Below are 16,853 nucleotides of genomic sequence, written 5' to 3'. Positions count from 1 at the left end.
CCAATTTCCTGTCAGTATGAGAAAGGTTGATCTATTATTTGCAGAATACAGTAAAAGCCACAGAAATGCTATCAACAAGTTTATTCACTGGATTTGTGTGCCTTTAATTTTCTGGACGATTCTGGGCTTTGCATCCCTGATTCCATCACCTCATTTCTGTGCTTCTTATTTCGGATGCATCAGTATCATCAGCTTTATTGTGATTTTTCTTATTACTTTATTCTATATCAGACTTTCTCTTTTAATCGCTATTGTTATGACGGTCATTATGCTTATTATGGAACATTTTATTTATTTGGCCAATATCAGTTTTGGTAAACAATCATGGATCGTTTACCTTTCTGTATTCGTTATTACCTGGATTTTCCAGTTGATAGGTCATAAAATAGAGGGACAAAAGCCATCTTTTCTCAAAGATCTTCAGTTTCTTCTGATAGGGCCGATCTGGTTGTTAGGTTTTATTCTTAAAAAGACGGGAATCAGATATTAATCTTCCAGAGCATATACTGCAAAACTTGCCAGCCAGTGATCACCTCCGTAATTCCCTTGGAAAAGCAATGGTAACCCATTAGCAAGAAATACATCTGCCTTTTTTCTGAAGTCTTTTTTCAGTGGATGATTGGTAGGAAGAGCATTGGAAATACCTTTCATACACCATGCTTTTGAAAATGATAATCCCACAAGGTGAACGGTCTGATAATCGCTAAGATCACTTACCACAGGGATTTTTTCAACATTTTCCAGACTTCTTTTTTCGTAGAAAGCACTCAGCCATTGTACAAATTCTTTTTGAGGAAGAACTCTGCGCATCAGATCAGCAATTTCAAGACTTGGCGAAAAGAAATCTGACCCATCAGGCTCAAGATAAGCAGGTGTTTTCTGTTCTTTTAAGAAGAAGTATTTAGCCTTTTCCATCAGCTGGTTTTCAAATTCTTTGTCTTTATTTGCCCTTGCCCAATCTATCGCAAAAGCCATGGCAAATGCAGTATTGGGGTGAACTCCGGTTCTGTTTGGGTAGGTTTGTTTTGGAAGGTACGTTTTCCAGGACTTCAGAATCTGATCGGTTAAGGGTTTCAGGTTTTCATGCCATATTTTAGCTTTTGGATGATCCCAGTTGGTCAATTCTTCGTCCAGTTTTAAGATCCATGCCCATCCGTAAGTTCTCTCGAAAGTTCCTGTAAGCTGATATTTTGTAAAATAATCTGCTTCCGTTTTCAGTTTATCCTTCTGAAAAGATTCGTCCAGAATTTTTTCAATTTCTTTAGCATTAGACAGATTCGGTTTTGTTTTCAAAAGTCTTGTGAGCATCCAATGTCCATGAACAGAGCTATGCCAGTCGAAACATCCATAAAAACTAGGGTGAAGATCTTTTGGAGTTAAAGGAACTTCGCCTGCATTATTGATGATATGCGCTGTTTTATTCGGGTACTCCTGATTGATACAGTGAAGTGGTTTGTCGGATAACTTCATTGCCATCTCGTCTGTAAGTTTCGGAACTTCCTGGGCATACATCAGAAATGGAGAAAACACAAATGCTAAAAGACTTTTTTTCATGAATTAAAAATAGAAATAATTTACTGTTTCAACAATTTTCCGGACCTATTTTGAAATCATTCGATTTAATTTTCTGATTTCCTGCCTATGTTTTAATATTTTATTTAAAAATTCAAATAAATCTGAAATAGGATCACTTTTAAGCACACTTTTTGATTATATCCATAAAAACTATCCCATGAAAAACATTATTCTCCTTTTATCAGGACTTATTCTTATTAATTGTAATAAATCAGGAGTGGCCAAACAGGAAGTGAAGGCAGATCTGATGGAAGTTATTACTGAAGAGAAATCATATTCCCCTGTACCTCCACCTCCTTCTCTATCTGAAAAACTTGTTCCGGATGAAAACAGATCCAACAAAGAACTTTCTACACCTAAGAAAACCGACACTATTTCTAGAAAAATCATCAAAAACGGTGACATGAAGATTCAGGTGGGCGATATTAAAAAAGCTCAGCGCCAGGTGAATGATATCTTAAAGAAAAACAAAGCTTATATTCAGAAAGAGGATTTTCAAAATACGGATATGGATGATAATCTTAACCTGATCATCAGGGTTCCTCATAAAAATTTTGATGCTCTTATCAGTTCATTTTCAGACGGAGTAGGCTCTGTTTTATCCAAAAACATTTCATCCAATGATGTCACGGAAGAATATACTGATGTATCAATAAAACTGGCCAATAAAAAAATCTATCTTGAAAAGTATCGGGACATGCTTAAAAGTGCCGCCACGACTAAGGATATGCTTGAAATTCAGGAAAAAATCCGCGAGCTTGAAGATGAAATTGATGTGGCAGAAGGCAGACTTCGTTTTATAGATGACCGTGTGAATTACAGCACTTTAAGTTTAAATTTATATAAAGAAAAAGTAAGAAGTTCGGCAACCTCAAAAATAGGTTTTGGAAGCAGGTTTGTAGATTCGGTAACGCAAGGTTGGAACAGTTTTGTAAGCTTTATGCTCGGAATAGTTTCTCTTTGGCCCTTCTTTTTAATCATTCCGTTTATTGTTTTCTTTTGGAGGAAATGGAAATCTGGCAAAAAAAAATAAAAATTAATATCTAAAAACCCGGGCATCTTCGATGCCCGGGTTTTCACTGCATTATCAACAATTTATACTGTTTCCAGCATAGTCTTTAAAAACAAGAATAATGCAATAGCCTTGTTAAGAGCTGTTAAATATTTTTATAATTTTCTAACAAGAAAAAGCCGCCTTATTACAAGACGGCACTATTAATTTTTTCTACTTTTTTACTTTCTAATGGTTTTAGTAATGGTACTTCCATCCTTATTAAGGATTTTCACAAAATAGATTCCGGATTGAAGGCGGCTGATATTCATGCTGCTTTTCCCAGGATTCATAAAAGTCATGATCTGAAGTCCATGAGGAGTAATGATATCTACTCTACTTATTCTATCAACGTAGCTTTCCGGTACAAAATTCATCAGATGTTCAGATACGATCACTGAAAGATCGTTTTCTTTCTGAGTAAGACTGGATATTTTACAATTCTGACCTTCATTGCAATCACTTACAACTTTCCAGACAGAATTACTTCCCGGTGTATCTCCCGGATTTGCATACCATTTGTTTTCCCATATTTTACAGACATGGAAAACTTTTGTTCCTGCGGCCGATAAGTTTTCACCGAACTATATTCCTGTGCACCACAATAGGTTACCGGACCACTTGATTCACAACCAGGGCCTTCGGTGCATGCACTTATTTCTTCCCATACCATATTTGTACCTGGCTGCTCCCCCGGATTCGCATACCATTTATTTTTCCATATTTTACATGAGTAGAAAACTTTCGTTCCGGCTGTAGGATATGCGTTGGCAGCAATATATTGTTCTGTTCCACAATATGTTTGGCCATTTCCTGATGTAATTTTCTTGGTTCTGATTTTTAATTCATTACTCATATCAGAGATCTGATCGTTCATCGCAACAGATCTTACAGTATAACGATACTCTGTGTCTTGTGTTAAGCCGGTTTGTAAAAAGCTTGTTTGCACGGTCTCTCCTACTTTGACTCCATTTTCAAAGACCTGGTAATTTTTAATCCCCTGCGAGTGCGTAGAAGCCATCCACATAAGTGAAACGGAGTTTTCGGTAACGCTCATTGAGTGAAGATTAGATGGGGCTGAGGGTTTTTCAGGAGTGCCTTCACTGTTTGTCTTTACATTGAGTGGCAGACTCTTGCCTGAAGCAAGTCCTGAAGAGCCTTTCGCCTGTACTTCATACGTATACGTTGTAGTGGCTGTTAAACCGGTATCTTCAAATACCGCTGTATTTACCTGTTGAATATTCTGTCCATTACGGAAAACGGTATAGGATACAGCATCTGACTGTGGAGCCCAGCCTATTTTAGCAGAAGAACTGGTTACTCCCAGCTGAGTTAAGCCTGTAGGTGTTGCTGGTGGTGTAGATACGGATCCTGAGGTTACATTGACATCAATGACATTATAAAATGCATTGGTGGTATCTGCTACATCCCAGACCGCTAAAATAATATGATAGCCCGTACGGTTAGCAGGAACTGTTATCTGATGAGACACATTATCCTGTGGAGGTGTTCCATTATGCGCCACTGTACCAATGAGCTCCAGATCCTGACGGGAAATAGGCTGATTGGGATTCCAGCCTTGTTTGGTCATGTAGTAATGCCATTTTGCAGTTGCATGGTAAGCCAGATATTTCCAGATGAAAGCATTTACCCCAGTGGAAATATTGGTTTTCTTCCATCGGTCAGCGGTTTGGATATCCAATGTAGTATCTCCGCCTATACTTCCATTAGCAGAAGCGATCTTTCCATCTGCTGGACCCAGAGCAGGAAAACCTTTTGGGGCTTCCAGAGAGCCGGGTTCATGAATGATAGATCCATAAATTCCAAATGCTGCAGAATAGCCAATCGCAGCCTTATCCAGACTTCCCTGATATCCTCTTGAGGCAGGACTCATTACATATCCATGTGCAGATACATGAAGTAAAGAAGGCACCAGTATAGCCAACATCAGCAATACTGGAAAAAAAATTTTACGTGTAATCATATTTTAATATTTTGGTGTTGATTTGGTCTGATCAATTTTATACAAAACTGAACTTTGAAATTATAACTTTCCTTATCATTAAAGAAAAGCGAAAGATATTAGCTTAAATCTACGAAAACAGTTTAAATTATAAAATTTATAATAAATATTAAATAAAACAATAAAAACTAATTAATATTATAAATTAATTTGCGAATTTAAAACCAATAACATCTTATAATTAAATATAAATTTAGAATATTTTACACAATAAAACCACAACAAATCCAATGATATTTATCACATATTGTTGAAATATCATCAATTTAAAGTCAAAAACGAGTAGCTTGAAGAGCAAAAAAGATTAAAAGAAATCATCAATTCCATGAGGAAAATTACCGATCGTTCTTCTGATTTCAAACAAAAAAACTCCTATGCTTATATTGTAAAGCTATAGGAGTAAAGTTTATTTCCCAAGTACAAATACCGCAGGAATTTTATGAAGTTCCGGCTTCTGTTTCTGCCAGTCTTTTATAGATTTTGTTTTGATGAATTCATGCTCGGGGTCGTTGATATTAGCAGCAATACACAGCTTGGTATTGGGTGATAAAAACTTACACAGATCTTCAAAAAGCTGATTGTTTCTGTATGGTGTTTCCATGAAAATCTGTGAATATCCGGTTTTCTGAACCAGCCCTTCAAGATTCATAATGTGTTTCTTTTTCTCTCCTTTATCAATCGGAAGATAGCCGTTGAAGGTGAATTCCTGTCCGTTGAATCCACTGGAAATCAAAGCAAGAATAATGGATGAAGGCCCTGAAATAGGAATTACTCTGATATTTTTTTCATGACACCATTTAACAATCAGGTTTCCAGGGTCAGCAATACAGGGTAATCCTGCTTCTGACAACAATCCGAAGTCCTGCCCTTTCAGCATCAGTTCTTGAGCTTCTTTGATGTCTGCATTTTCCGTGTATTTGTCTAATAAGAATAACTTCAGATCAGCCTGCTTCTTTTCAGGAGCAAAAAATTTAACAACCTTTCTCGCTGTTTTTTCATTTTCCACAAAGAAATAGTCTGTCTGCATGATATAATCCTTCAAAACAGGCGAAAAATGGGTAATAGAAGTGTTTTCTGATAAGTAAGCAGGGAGTAAAAAAAGCATTGTATTATTTTTTAGTTCTTTCGTTCAATGAGGGTTGCGTAAAGTATTTTGTAAGATCCATAGAAAAGGTAACGGAAGTAATCTTCCAGGTTCCGTTGATCTTCATCAATGTCCAGATTTCCTTTCCCCAGTTTTCCATTTTACCGTCATACCAAAAGCTGTAATCGAAATTAGCAGAAGCTATTGCTCCATCTTCCACGATCTTAATATTGTCAAATTTCTCTTCAGATTTATCATCTTTAAAACTTTTGATAAAAGCTTTATAGTCATCTGAAAAATAGTAGTCTGCCTTAGGATTTTTCTCAAGGCGTCTGGCCTGCGTTCTGTCTTTGTAAATTCCTGTCCAAAGTACAGGTTCCTGAAATAAAGAGAGGTATTTGGCTTCATCTCTGGTTTTAATACATTCCATAAAGTCATCCATTACTTTACGGATCTCCTTTTCATCTTTGGTTTGGGCAAAAGAGAAATTAAAGCTTACCAGGAGCAGTAACAGCAGTTTTTTCATGATTATGATTGGAGTATTTGGTTCTTAATAGCGTCACATCCTCTATCCAAAAGCTGAAAGACCTTTTCAAAATCACTCATATCACCCCAATAAGGATCCGGAACCTCAGCATTTTCATGATCTCCCAATACTTCCAAAAACAATGATACTTTCTGTCGTTCTTCTTCATTTCTTGTTTTGGAAACCACATCTTCAAATACATCAATATCCATGCAGTAGATCTTATCAAAGGTTTCAAAATCTTTTCTGGTAATGGGTCTTGATTTCTGCTTTGAGATATCAATATTATGATTCGCGGCAGTTTTAATGGCTCTTTTGTCGGGATGTTCTCCTTCATGCATTGAAATAGTTCCGGCTGAGTCTACCACAAAAGTTTCCGGCACTTTTGTTTTCATAATTCCTTCTGCCAGAGGACTTCTGCAAATATTTCCCAGACAAACCATTAATATTTTCATATTCTATCTATTTAAAAAGAGTCTTTTGTCTCAACAAAACTAAATAAAAAATGAAGAATAAAACTATCCTTCATTTCAATTTATTTCTGGTCAACAATATTATTGTTTGATTCTTTCTGTAAGGTCTTTTACGTACTTTTTGATTTCTTTATCAATTTTCGATACGTCTTTGATGGTATCACAAGCATACATTACTGTAGAGTGATCTTTACCTCCCATTTCCTCACCGATTTTACTAAATGTAGAATTGGTTAATTCTTTAGAAAAATACATGGCAAGCTGTCTTGGTAAAGCAATTTCTCTTTTTCTTGTTTTTGAAAGTAACTGTTCTTTTTTGATTCCGAAATAATCACATACCACTTCCTGGATGTAAGGAATATTGATGATTTTTTTCTGGTTAGCTGCAATTCTGTTGATGGTCTCTTTTAACAGTTCAAGACTCAGGTCTCTCTTATATACTGTAGAGTAAGCGATCACAGAGTTGATCACTCCGATAAGTTCTCTTACGTTGGTTTTCGTTTCCACAGCAAGGAAGTCAAGCATATCTCCTGGAAGAACAATTCCGTCTCTGCTTAGTTTATCTTCAATGATTTGTCTTCTTGTAGATAGATCTGGAGATTTGATTTCTGCAGAAAGTCCCCATTTGAAACGGGAAACAATTCTGTCCTGAATATCCATAATATCAGCAGGCGCTTTATCTGAAGTAAGGATGATCTGTTTTCCGTTTTGATGCAGGTGATCAAAAATATGGAAGAAACTATCCTGTGTAGCTGATTTTCCGGATAAGAACTGAATATCATCAATAATCAGTACGTCCACCATTTGGTAGAAATTCGCAAATTCAGTCTGTTTGTGTGCTTTGGCAGCAGAGATAAACTGCTGGATAAACTTTTCAGAAGACAGATAAAGGACTACTTTATCAGGGAACTGGTTTTTTACTTCAAGCCCTACCGCTTGTCCTAAGTGGGTTTTTCCAACTCCGTAACCTCCATATAAGAATAACGGGTTGAAGGCAGTTGCGCCAGGTCTTTTTGCAATGGATCTGGCTACAGTCGCTGCAAATTTATTGCTTTCTCCTTCTACATAACTATCAAAAGAATAGTCAGGCTTAAGGTTTGAATCTATATTTACTTTTCTTATTCCAGGTACTACAAAAGGGTTTACAATATTAGCAGAGAATCCCTGCGGCATTGTTTCCTGTGTTTTTGGAGTAGGAACACTTTGTCCCTTGATGTTCATGGTAACCGGTTTTTCTTCACCTTTTGGTCTGTTTTCCATCACAGAATACCATAATTTCACTCCTTTTCCAATATTTTTCTTCAGGGCAGCAGAAAGTAAGGACAGGTAATTATCCTCTATATATTCCTTGTAAAAATCGCTCGGTACGATAAGCGTAAGGTTGTTTGCTACTAATGAAAGCGGCTGAACCTTATCGAATAACATATCGAAAGATTTTTCAAGTTTTTTCAGGTCAGAATTGTCTTCAGCTGCGTTCAGGTTATCACGCATAAACTGAAGGCATTTCTGCCATATCATCATTAAATTGTCATCCATTTTTTATGCCCCGATTATTCTTTGTTTGTACTGTGTTTAGAAGGAAGACAAAGGTCCAATTTTTTCTTTTCAAAAAAAAATATTGCAGGTATTGATTATTTAAAAATATATTTGTATGTATAATTTAACACCTAAAACGATACACACAACACACTCAATAAGAGTACGTTACGCGGAAACAGACCCAATGAAATATGTATACTATGGCAACTATGCAACGTACTTCGAAGTAGGGAGAGTTGAGCTCTTCAGAAGCATAGGAATTTCATACGATGAAATTGAAAACCAAGGAATTTGGCTTCCTGTTTCGGACTATAAAATTAAATATATCCGACCAGCGTTGTATGATCAAAAATTAGAAATTCATACTTATGTTAAAAAAATTCCGGGAGTAAGGATCGAATTTGAATATGAAATCTACAATGAAGAGCATGTTAAAATAACAGAAGCTTCCACTACTCTATTCTTTTTGGATGCAAAAACCAACAAGATCATCAAGTGCCCTGATTTTCTAATGGAAATGATTGAGAAGAATTGGAATGAGTAATCAGGTGGCAGGAGTTAGGTAGCAGGTTGTAGGGATTAGGCGTTTTAAAGCTAAAGACCCAAGGTTTATGTAACCAGCATCCTGCATCACATAACTCGCATCACGTAACCCGCAACTTTATACCCCGAAAATTGAACTCTATTTATGAATTAATTCGCACCTTTGTACCTTTATTTTAATCATCCCTTATATATTATATTATGAAGATTGCATTTTTGGGACCTCATGCCAGTTTTACCCAGCTTGCCGCAGCGCAGCTTTTCCCTGACGAAGACTTATTACCACAAGCCAGTATTCTGGATTGTTTTAATGCTGTTGAAAACGGAGAAGCAGTAAAGGCAGTTGTACCTTTGGAGAACTCTATTGAGGGAACAGTTTCTATGACGCTGGACTATTTATATAAGACCCCGTCTATTAAGATTGAAGCAGAAGCAGTGATGCCTATTGCGCACCACCTGATGATTCATCCGGAAAATTCTGTTGAGAATATTGAAAGAATATATTCCCACCCTCAAGCTCTGGCACAGAGCTTCCATTTTCTGGATACTCATTATAAGGAAATTCCAAAACAGGATTTTTCTTCTACAGCCGCGGCTGCAAAATTTGTTTCAGAGAATAAGGATCCTGCTATTGCTGCTGTTGCCAATCAGTATGCCGCCAATTTGTATGGACTGAAGATCATCAATCGTAATATTCAGGATTTCGAACAAAACCATACCCGCTTTATTATTATCTCTAAACAACAGTGCATCTACCAAAATAACAATCTGGAAACTTTAGGAGAAAAAGCAGGAATGCTGATCACGCTTCCGGAAGATCATCCCGGTGGGTTACATCAGGTTTTATCTGTTTTTGCATGGCGAAAGATGAACCTCAGCAAAATTGAATCCAGAACATTAAAGACCGGACTGGGAAATTATTTCTTCTTTATTAATGTAGAAGGACCCTGGGAAGAAGTCTTACATGGAAACGCCCTGAAAGAGCTTGAATCTATCAATGCTGATGTAGATTTTCTTGGAAACTATAAAGAATTCCTCTTAGAAAGCTAAAATAAGTTAATAAATACATTAAAAACACTGCCATCTGAGCAGTGTTTTTGCTTTTAAACCTACTAAAAACAGGAAAAAAAACAATTTTTATAAAAAAATATCCGGTGCCCGATAACATACCTTTATCAAATAAATAACCCACACAATGGAGATAAATAATTTTCTCTAAACACCTTATAAACAATCAATTAATCAGAAGTCAAATATAATAACTCGTAATTAAATTATGGGATAATTTTACCCAAAATATAAACATATGTTTAAATATATTACATCATATTAATATTAAAATTATAAATTTCACAATGAAGGGTATAATTTTTATTGTATATTTGCTAAGCAACTAATTAAAAATCTTGATCATGAAAACCAAACTTTACAGCTTAATGTTAGCATGCGCAACTCTACCTTTATTTTCGCAAGTTGGTATCAATACAGCTACTCCATCTGCAACTCTAGATGTTAATGGAACACTTAAAGTTAGAGATACACCCGCAGCTACAGCATTACCTGGCTATCAGGTTTTAGCAATTAACCAGGGGAGCACTCAGGTTTACACTGTAGATCCTGCACTATTAATTGCCGCATCAGGAACCAACACTTCTGTATATGCAGCAAAAAAAACTACAGGAATCAACCTACTGAGCGTGGGAATTTTCCCTGCAGCATTCCAGCCAGTTAACTTTGTGGCAGCTGATCGAAACATAGGTAGTGCCGCTTTATTTACAGACACTGACGGTTCTTACACCATCCCATCTACAGGAGTATATGCTGTTGGATTTGCATTCAGATATGGATCAGGACTACAGGCATCATTATTGTCAGGAGGTCCGGGAATTGGAATCGCAAGAACCAGAGCAGCAGTGTCAACGATAATAGACACTCGTCCTTTCAGTGGTATTAACCTTGCGCTAGCAATCAACCTAACGCTTTCTGATTCCAGCATTAACTCTTTATATTCATTCCAGGCAGGAGATAAAGTCTCTTTTGGACTTGTAGATTCTGGTGTTATTAATGCAGGTCTTCTAGGATCCAGTATTGCATCATTCTACATTTACAAAGTATCCAACTAGTAAAACATATTGTTAGTTATCTATACCATTTAACCCATCACTTATACTGTGATGGGTTAATTTTTTAAATCGCTTTTCAAACATTTCTTATATTTGATAAAACTAATGAAATGAATGAACTTGTTGCTGCCATTATCCTTATAGTAATCTTCATCATTTTCAACAATCTGAATACTAAAATCAGAAGACTTGAAAAGGAAATCACTGACCTTAATTATAAAATCAATAAGGCCCCGGTTCAATCTGAAGTAATTCATAAGAAAGCTTCAGTAGAAGAAACTATTATTCCACAGCAAGTACAACCTCATCAAATTTATCCTGAAGAAATAAAAAACAGGGAAGAAAATGAAGAAATCCCAATACCCGTTCAAAAAGACTGGCTGACTCCCGTTTTTGATTTTTTAAAACAAAATGCACTCACCATCATTGGTATTTTTACCCTTGTTCTCGGAATCGGTTACTTTGTAAAATATGCTATTGATAAAAACTGGATCGGAGAAACTGCAAGAGCTGGTATTGGCTTTTGTACGGGAGCAGGAATTATCATTATAGGACATTTTCTCAGAAAAAACTATACCGTATTTGCTTCTATTATAACCGGAGGCGGAATTGCTGTGTTATATTTCACTGCTACCATTGCTTTCCGGGAATATCATCTTTTTACACAGAATACAGCTTTTGTTATTACCGCACTTATAACAGCGGCATCTATTATCTTATCCTATTATTATAAAAGTGAAGTCTTAATTATTTTCTCATTAATAGGAGGTTTCAGTGCTCCTTTGATGATCAGTACCGGACAAAGTAACTACCCTTTTCTTTTTATTTACCTTACTCTTTTGAATATTGGAATGCTGGTAGTCTCTTTTCTTCAACGCTGGAAAAGTGTGGGATGGACTGCCTATATTTTCACGACCGCTTATCTTTTTTCTTGGACAAATGAAAGCCCAGAGTTTTTAAGCATTACTTTTTACATGATCAGCTATACAATTTTCTATCTTTTTGCCCTGCATGATTACATCAAAAAAAATATACTTTCAACTTCTGATATTTTAATACTTGCTTTCGCTAATTTTTCAAGTGTTCTGGGGCTGCTCTACATTTTTGATACTTTAGCATATGAACCTCCCATTATTTTTCCGCTTGTCTTTGCGGCAATCAATTCTATCCTCCTCTTCAGAGAATATGGACGAAAAAACTTCGGAGTTGCTTATTCTGTATTTGCAGGACTCGTTACCAGCCTTATCACTATCGCTATAGCTATTCAGTTTAAAACCCACCTTATCACCAGTATCTGGGCAATAGAAACCACCCTGCTGCTTTTCATCTGGAAAAAAACAGGTCATAAAATTTTCAAGATATTCTTTTACATCCTTTTTCCATTGGTCATGATCGCTCAGATTGTAACCTGGACAGAATATTTGGGGACAACAAATTTTAATATCATATTCAATCCTCCGTTTATTACCAGTTCGTTTACCATCATTTCCATCATCATCAATTTATATTTATTAAGGAATACAGGAAAAGAATCAGATGAGAAAGGCAATACCCTTTTTGAAGATCTCGTTACTATGGTCAGCTATGGAGTCATTTATATCAGTTTTCTTCTTGAAATCACCTACCATGTTTCAGAAATGCCTTGGTCAGCAATTATCAGCATAGGACTGCTATTCAGTATTTATTATATTTTCATATTATTACTTTTCAGGAAACCTTTGAATATCAGAAGTGATATCCAAACCGTTCTGATGTATCTTTTTTTCTTTCTGATCACTCTTAATGCATCAGTTTCTACACTGCCAATTGTCACAGCAATTTTAACAAAAAAACTACATCTAAGCTTTTATTTACTGCACCTGCTTCAGTGGATTCCTTTCCTATATGTATGCTTCAGAATCATTCCATTCTCAGAATTTCATAAAGCCAGGATTTCCTATTGGATCTTGTCTTTGGCACTTATTATCTGCGTAAGCTGTGAGCTGCATCATTCTTATGTTTTAATGGTTTCTAACAATCTTACGCATTCTTACGAAGCCAGCGCACACTTCAACATGCTTTACCTACCTATTATATGGACCATTCTTGCCAGCATCTTTATTTATATGGGCTTAAAAAAAGATATTCAGGAATACAACAAGGTTGGTTTTGCATTGATAGGGCTCATGGTTTTAAAACTTTACGGTTATGATGTATGGCAAATGGATAATATTTCAAGAATAAGCGCCTTTATTGCTCTCGGAATTATCTTATTATTAAGTTCTTTCGCTTTTCAACGACTGAAAAATATCATCAGAAATATGGTAGATAAAAAAGATAAAAGTGAGGAAACTACAGATTAATAATCAAGATAAAAGTTTTTATTCTAAATAAAATGTAAAACAATCTAAGATTTCATTCACATTTTATAAAAAATAACTATATTTATCACGTTTTTAACAGTTACATATTCTGATTATGAAAAAAATACTCTATTCTTTTTTAATACTATCTTCAGCTACTTTATTTGCACAGCAAAAAAATCCTGCCGTGAAGTTTGCAGTTGCTGACAATGCTATCGGAACAGTAGAATTGTTCAATGCGAGAAAGAACGTATTACAAGTCTCCAAGGTATACAATACTGCGGCAAGCCTTCCTCAAAGTTTAAAAAAATACAGTTCTGTTTTTACAAAAGGGGTGACTGAATACAAGTTCAAGAACGGAGAAAATATATTAGATAGAATGGCTTTATCTAATATGAATACTCAATATAATATTCCGGCAGACAACCCTGTATTTATTGAAGGCTATGAATTTACAGACACCAGCACAATGATCTATCCTGAGATCAAGAAAAAAGCAGAAACAAAAGATTACAACGGTAAGAAAACATTATTTATTTATACTACCGAATAATTTAATATTCATAAAAAGGATGCCGTTTTTCAGCATCCTTTTTTATTTTTAATATTTATTGTTCCATTTTTTCTTAAGCTCCTCATAAATCTTCTTCTCCGTGGAGTTTTTACCGGGCTCATACAATTTCACATTCCTGATTTCCTCTGGGAGAAAGTCCTGTTCTACAAAATTGCCTTCATAAGAATGAGCATACTTATATTCTTTGCCATAATCCAGATCTTTCATCAGTTTTGTAGGAGCATTTCTCAAATGAAGAGGTACGGGCAGATTCCCGGTTTGTTTCACCAAAGCCAAAGCATCATTAATGGCCATATAAGCAGAATTACTTTTGGGAGAAACTGCAAGATATATGGCTGTTTCACTAAGAATAATCCTTGCTTCAGGATTCCCGATCACATTGACCGCCTGAAAACAATTATTAGCAATCACCAGTGCATTAGGATTAGCCAGCCCTACATCCTCAGCAGCCAGAATAAGCATCCTACGGGCAATAAACTTTATATCTTCCCCTCCGGCAATCATCCTTGCCAGCCAATAAACCGCTCCGTTGGGATCACCACCACGCATTGACTTGATAAAGGCTGAAATAATATCATAATGCTGTTCACCGTTTTTATCATACAGCGCCATCGTCTCTTGAAGAACTTCAAGAACATCTGTGTTGATGATTTCTGTTGTGCCTGAATTTTTATATTGATTCAAAACCAATTCTACAGAATTGATTAACTTCCTGGCATCACCACCCGAGTATTGAATGAAAGCTTCTTTCTCAAGGATTTTAAAATCAGTTTCTTCATCTTTATTAAATCTTTCAGAGGCAATATCAATCAATTCTTCAAGTTTTTCATAACTCAAAGCTTTTAAAATATAAACCTGGCTTCTTGAAAGCAACGCTGAAACCACTTCAAAACTTGGATTTTCCGTAGTAGCTCCTATCAGAACAATCCATCCTTTTTCTACGGCATGCAACAGCGAATCCTGTTGAGATTTATTGAACCGATGAATCTCATCAATAAATAAAATGGGTGATTTCCCGGAAAACAAATTCTGTTTTTTAGCATCATCAATAACATCACGAACATCTTTCACCCCTGAAGAAACAGCAGAAAGTTTATAGAACTTCCTTCCTGATTGTTCTGAAATAATTTCAGCGAGTGTCGTCTTCCCAGTTCCCGGAGGCCCCCAAAGAATCAGCGAATTCAGGGTGTTGTTTTCAATCATTTTTCTGATCGTTCCTTTATCGCCGGTAAGGTGTTCCTGCCCCAATACATCGTTCAGGGTTTTGGGTCTTAATTTTTCAGCTAATGGAATATTTTGATTCAAAGTAATTCTATTTTTTAAGATCAATGTTCCGGATTTTCGATCTCCGAAACTTATAACAAAATTAAACTAATTTTCATTTTTTTACCCTATTTTTGCATTGTTTTGAAACTTACATTCAATAAAATCATTACATTTCCGCTGGTAATTTTGATAAAATTTTACCAATGGTTCATCTCGCCCTTACTTCCCAAAAATTGCCGCTACGAACCTACCTGTTCTCATTATATGATTGAGTCTCTTCGGGTTCATGGGATCTTTAAAGGATTCTGGCTGGGATTTAAAAGAATTTTGAGATGCCATCCGTGGGGAGGCAGCGGTTATGATCCCGTTCCATCCAAACATAAATGTCAATAATCAAACTATTAAATCAATAGAAAATGAATACTATTTTTTTCAGAATTTATCTTGTGCTGTTTGCGTTCACAACGCAGTTTCTTTTTGCACAGGAATACCCTGGAGGTTTATCTGACGGAACTTTAGATATCAACGGAAGCAATGTTCCTGTAAAAATCTATTCCACCACAGAAATCGGTGACCTAAGTGCTTTTCCGGACAGAGCCATTAATAATAATGTTGTGGTTATCCTCAACGGATCCAGCCTTGAACCTTCTTATTATAATTATGCGGCTTCAGCATTAGTAAGATTCAAAGATTCCAACTATCAGTTTTTTGATAAAAACTTTAAGCTGATCAATACCGCTGCTACCCAGGAAAATGTTGCAACATTTAAATATGCGGTAAAAACGGCAAAACCTATTGCAGCTTCTGATACAGTAGAACTTGAAACTCCATTCAAAATATGGGATCCTTCAAAAGGTATTCATATCGGATCTTTTACCCTTCACTTTTATAGTTTGATGTTTGTATTTGCATTTGGTTTCGGATATGTTTTAATGACCAGAATCTTTAAGATTGACAATATTAACCAAAGATACCTTGAACCTCTTTTCACATGGACATTAATTGGAACCATCCTTGGGGCAAGATTAGGACATGTTATTTTCTATCAGCCGGAATTGTTTAAAGAGGATTTCTGGAGTGTATTTTTACCCATAAGTACAAAAAATGGTTTTAAATTCACTGGATTTTCAGGACTGGCAAGTCATGGGGCTACTATCGCTTTGATCTTCACGACGCTGTATTATTCATTTAAAATCATCAGAAAAAATCCGTTTTGGGTATATGACAGATTGGGTATTGTAGTTGCTTTAGGAGGTGCATTTGTAAGAATGGGGAACTTTTTCAATTCTGAAATCGTTGGTAAACCAGCTGATCCAAATTCTCCGTTTGCATTACTATTCCCGCAGCAAAGCAGTGAATATGGTCTTACCGTACCTCGTTATCCAAGCCAGCTATTTGAAGCTGTAGGGTATGTTCTTCTTTTCATTTTATTATGGATACTTTACAGAAAAACAGATAAAAAATATCAGCAGGGATGGTTATTCGGACTGTTCTTTATTATTCTTTGGGCCATCAGATTCTCTGTTGAGTTCCTTAAAGAACCGCAAGGTGATGAATTCATCCAGATCGGAGGTCTGAATACAGGTCAGGTTCTTTCTATTCCGTTTATGATTGCAGGAGTTGTTATCATGATCGTTTCTAAGAAATTTAAGATCACTCCGGAAGAAAATGAGAAACCTGAATATATAGAAAAAGGTAAGGACACTACTGGAGTTTAAAGAACTACAGTTTTAA

The 16,853-nt window shown here is 35.9% G+C and carries 17 protein-coding genes; 9 read left to right on the top strand and 8 right to left on the bottom strand.

Translation table 11 applies throughout. From position 1 onward, the window contains the following. The first annotated feature begins 16 nt into the window (after positions 1-16). A complete protein-coding gene (locus AC57AW_RS10435) occupies positions 17-490 on the top strand; it encodes an Mpo1 family 2-hydroxy fatty acid dioxygenase (RefSeq protein WP_496351808.1) in 474 nt (157 codons plus the stop codon). On the opposite strand, the gene AC57AW_RS10430 is transcribed toward AC57AW_RS10435, so the two are convergent. Then, positions 487-1,554, bottom strand: coding sequence for a DUF2891 domain-containing protein (locus AC57AW_RS10430; RefSeq protein ID WP_496351807.1), 1,068 nt, complete (start codon positions 1,552-1,554; stop codon positions 487-489). The genes AC57AW_RS10435 and AC57AW_RS10430 overlap by 4 nt on opposite strands. Positions 1,555-1,732: 178 nt before the next feature. On the opposite strand from AC57AW_RS10430, the gene AC57AW_RS10425 reads away from it, so the two are divergent. Further along, on the top strand, positions 1,733-2,608 hold the full coding sequence (locus tag AC57AW_RS10425; protein WP_496351806.1) for a DUF4349 domain-containing protein: 876 nt from the start codon (positions 1,733-1,735) through the stop codon (positions 2,606-2,608). 200 nt (positions 2,609-2,808) lie between these two features. Here the strand turns inward: AC57AW_RS10425 and AC57AW_RS10420 are convergent, their stop codons facing one another. The 6 genes from AC57AW_RS10420 to dnaA all read right to left on the bottom strand — a co-directional run bounded on the left by AC57AW_RS10420 (position 2,809) and on the right by dnaA (position 8,268). Continuing rightward, positions 2,809-3,024, bottom strand: coding sequence for a T9SS type A sorting domain-containing protein (locus AC57AW_RS10420; RefSeq protein ID WP_496351805.1), 216 nt, complete (start codon positions 3,022-3,024; stop codon positions 2,809-2,811). Between the two features lie 65 nt (positions 3,025-3,089). Next, positions 3,090-4,610 carry a lytic polysaccharide monooxygenase gene (locus tag AC57AW_RS10415; RefSeq protein WP_496351804.1) on the bottom strand — a complete coding sequence of 507 codons (1,521 nt, stop codon included), beginning with the start codon at positions 4,608-4,610 and terminating at the stop codon, positions 3,090-3,092. A gap of 445 nt (positions 4,611-5,055) precedes the next feature. Then, positions 5,056-5,754: an SAM-dependent methyltransferase gene (locus tag AC57AW_RS10410; RefSeq protein ID WP_496351803.1), complete on the bottom strand. Its 699-nt coding sequence runs from the start codon at positions 5,752-5,754 to the stop codon at positions 5,056-5,058. A 4-nt stretch (positions 5,755-5,758) separates the two neighbouring features. Next, positions 5,759-6,259, bottom strand: coding sequence for a DUF4440 domain-containing protein (locus tag AC57AW_RS10405; protein WP_496351802.1), 501 nt, complete (start codon positions 6,257-6,259; stop codon positions 5,759-5,761). 2 nt (positions 6,260-6,261) lie between these two features. Then, a complete protein-coding gene (locus tag AC57AW_RS10400; protein WP_496351801.1) occupies positions 6,262-6,714 on the bottom strand; it encodes a low molecular weight protein-tyrosine-phosphatase in 453 nt (150 codons plus the stop codon). A 99-nt stretch (positions 6,715-6,813) separates the two neighbouring features. Next, positions 6,814-8,268 carry a chromosomal replication initiator protein DnaA gene (gene dnaA / locus AC57AW_RS10395; RefSeq protein ID WP_496351800.1) on the bottom strand — a complete coding sequence of 485 codons (1,455 nt, stop codon included), beginning with the start codon at positions 8,266-8,268 and terminating at the stop codon, positions 6,814-6,816. 115 nt (positions 8,269-8,383) lie between these two features. Between dnaA and AC57AW_RS10390 the strand changes: the two genes are divergently transcribed. The 5 genes from AC57AW_RS10390 (at position 8,384) to AC57AW_RS10370 (ending at position 13,832) form a co-directional block, all read left to right on the top strand. Beyond that, the gene (locus AC57AW_RS10390) at positions 8,384-8,815 is read left to right on the top strand and encodes an acyl-CoA thioesterase (RefSeq protein WP_496351799.1); all 432 of its coding nucleotides are present in this window, start codon (positions 8,384-8,386) and stop codon (positions 8,813-8,815) included. Positions 8,816-9,015: 200 nt separating this feature from the next. Beyond that, positions 9,016-9,864 carry a prephenate dehydratase gene (gene pheA, locus AC57AW_RS10385; protein ID WP_496351798.1) on the top strand — a complete coding sequence of 283 codons (849 nt, stop codon included), beginning with the start codon at positions 9,016-9,018 and terminating at the stop codon, positions 9,862-9,864. Between the two features lie 362 nt (positions 9,865-10,226). Further along, entirely contained in the window at positions 10,227-10,937 is a 711-nt protein-coding gene (locus tag AC57AW_RS10380; RefSeq protein ID WP_318848045.1) for a hypothetical protein, read from the top strand. A 110-nt stretch (positions 10,938-11,047) separates the two neighbouring features. Further along, positions 11,048-13,279: a DUF2339 domain-containing protein gene (locus AC57AW_RS10375; protein ID WP_496351797.1), complete on the top strand. Its 2,232-nt coding sequence runs from the start codon at positions 11,048-11,050 to the stop codon at positions 13,277-13,279. 115 nt (positions 13,280-13,394) lie between these two features. After that, positions 13,395-13,832, top strand: coding sequence for a hypothetical protein (locus tag AC57AW_RS10370; protein WP_496351796.1), 438 nt, complete (start codon positions 13,395-13,397; stop codon positions 13,830-13,832). A 48-nt stretch (positions 13,833-13,880) separates the two neighbouring features. Here the strand turns inward: AC57AW_RS10370 and AC57AW_RS10365 are convergent, their stop codons facing one another. Further along, complete coding sequence (locus tag AC57AW_RS10365) at positions 13,881-15,158, bottom strand: replication-associated recombination protein A (protein ID WP_496351795.1); 1,278 nt, start codon at positions 15,156-15,158, stop codon at positions 13,881-13,883. A gap of 102 nt (positions 15,159-15,260) precedes the next feature. Between AC57AW_RS10365 and yidD the strand changes: the two genes are divergently transcribed. Further along, entirely contained in the window at positions 15,261-15,512 is a 252-nt protein-coding gene (gene yidD / locus AC57AW_RS10360; RefSeq protein WP_496351794.1) for a membrane protein insertion efficiency factor YidD, read from the top strand. A 443-nt stretch (positions 15,513-15,955) separates the two neighbouring features. Then, a complete protein-coding gene (gene lgt / locus AC57AW_RS10355; protein ID WP_318848311.1) occupies positions 15,956-16,837 on the top strand; it encodes a prolipoprotein diacylglyceryl transferase in 882 nt (293 codons plus the stop codon). The last annotated feature ends 16 nt before the right edge of the window (positions 16,838-16,853 follow it).

Source organism: Chryseobacterium sp. BGA-UO-ETr-SB22 (genome assembly GCF_059567885.1).
This window is presented reverse-complemented; position numbering and strand designations above follow the sequence as displayed.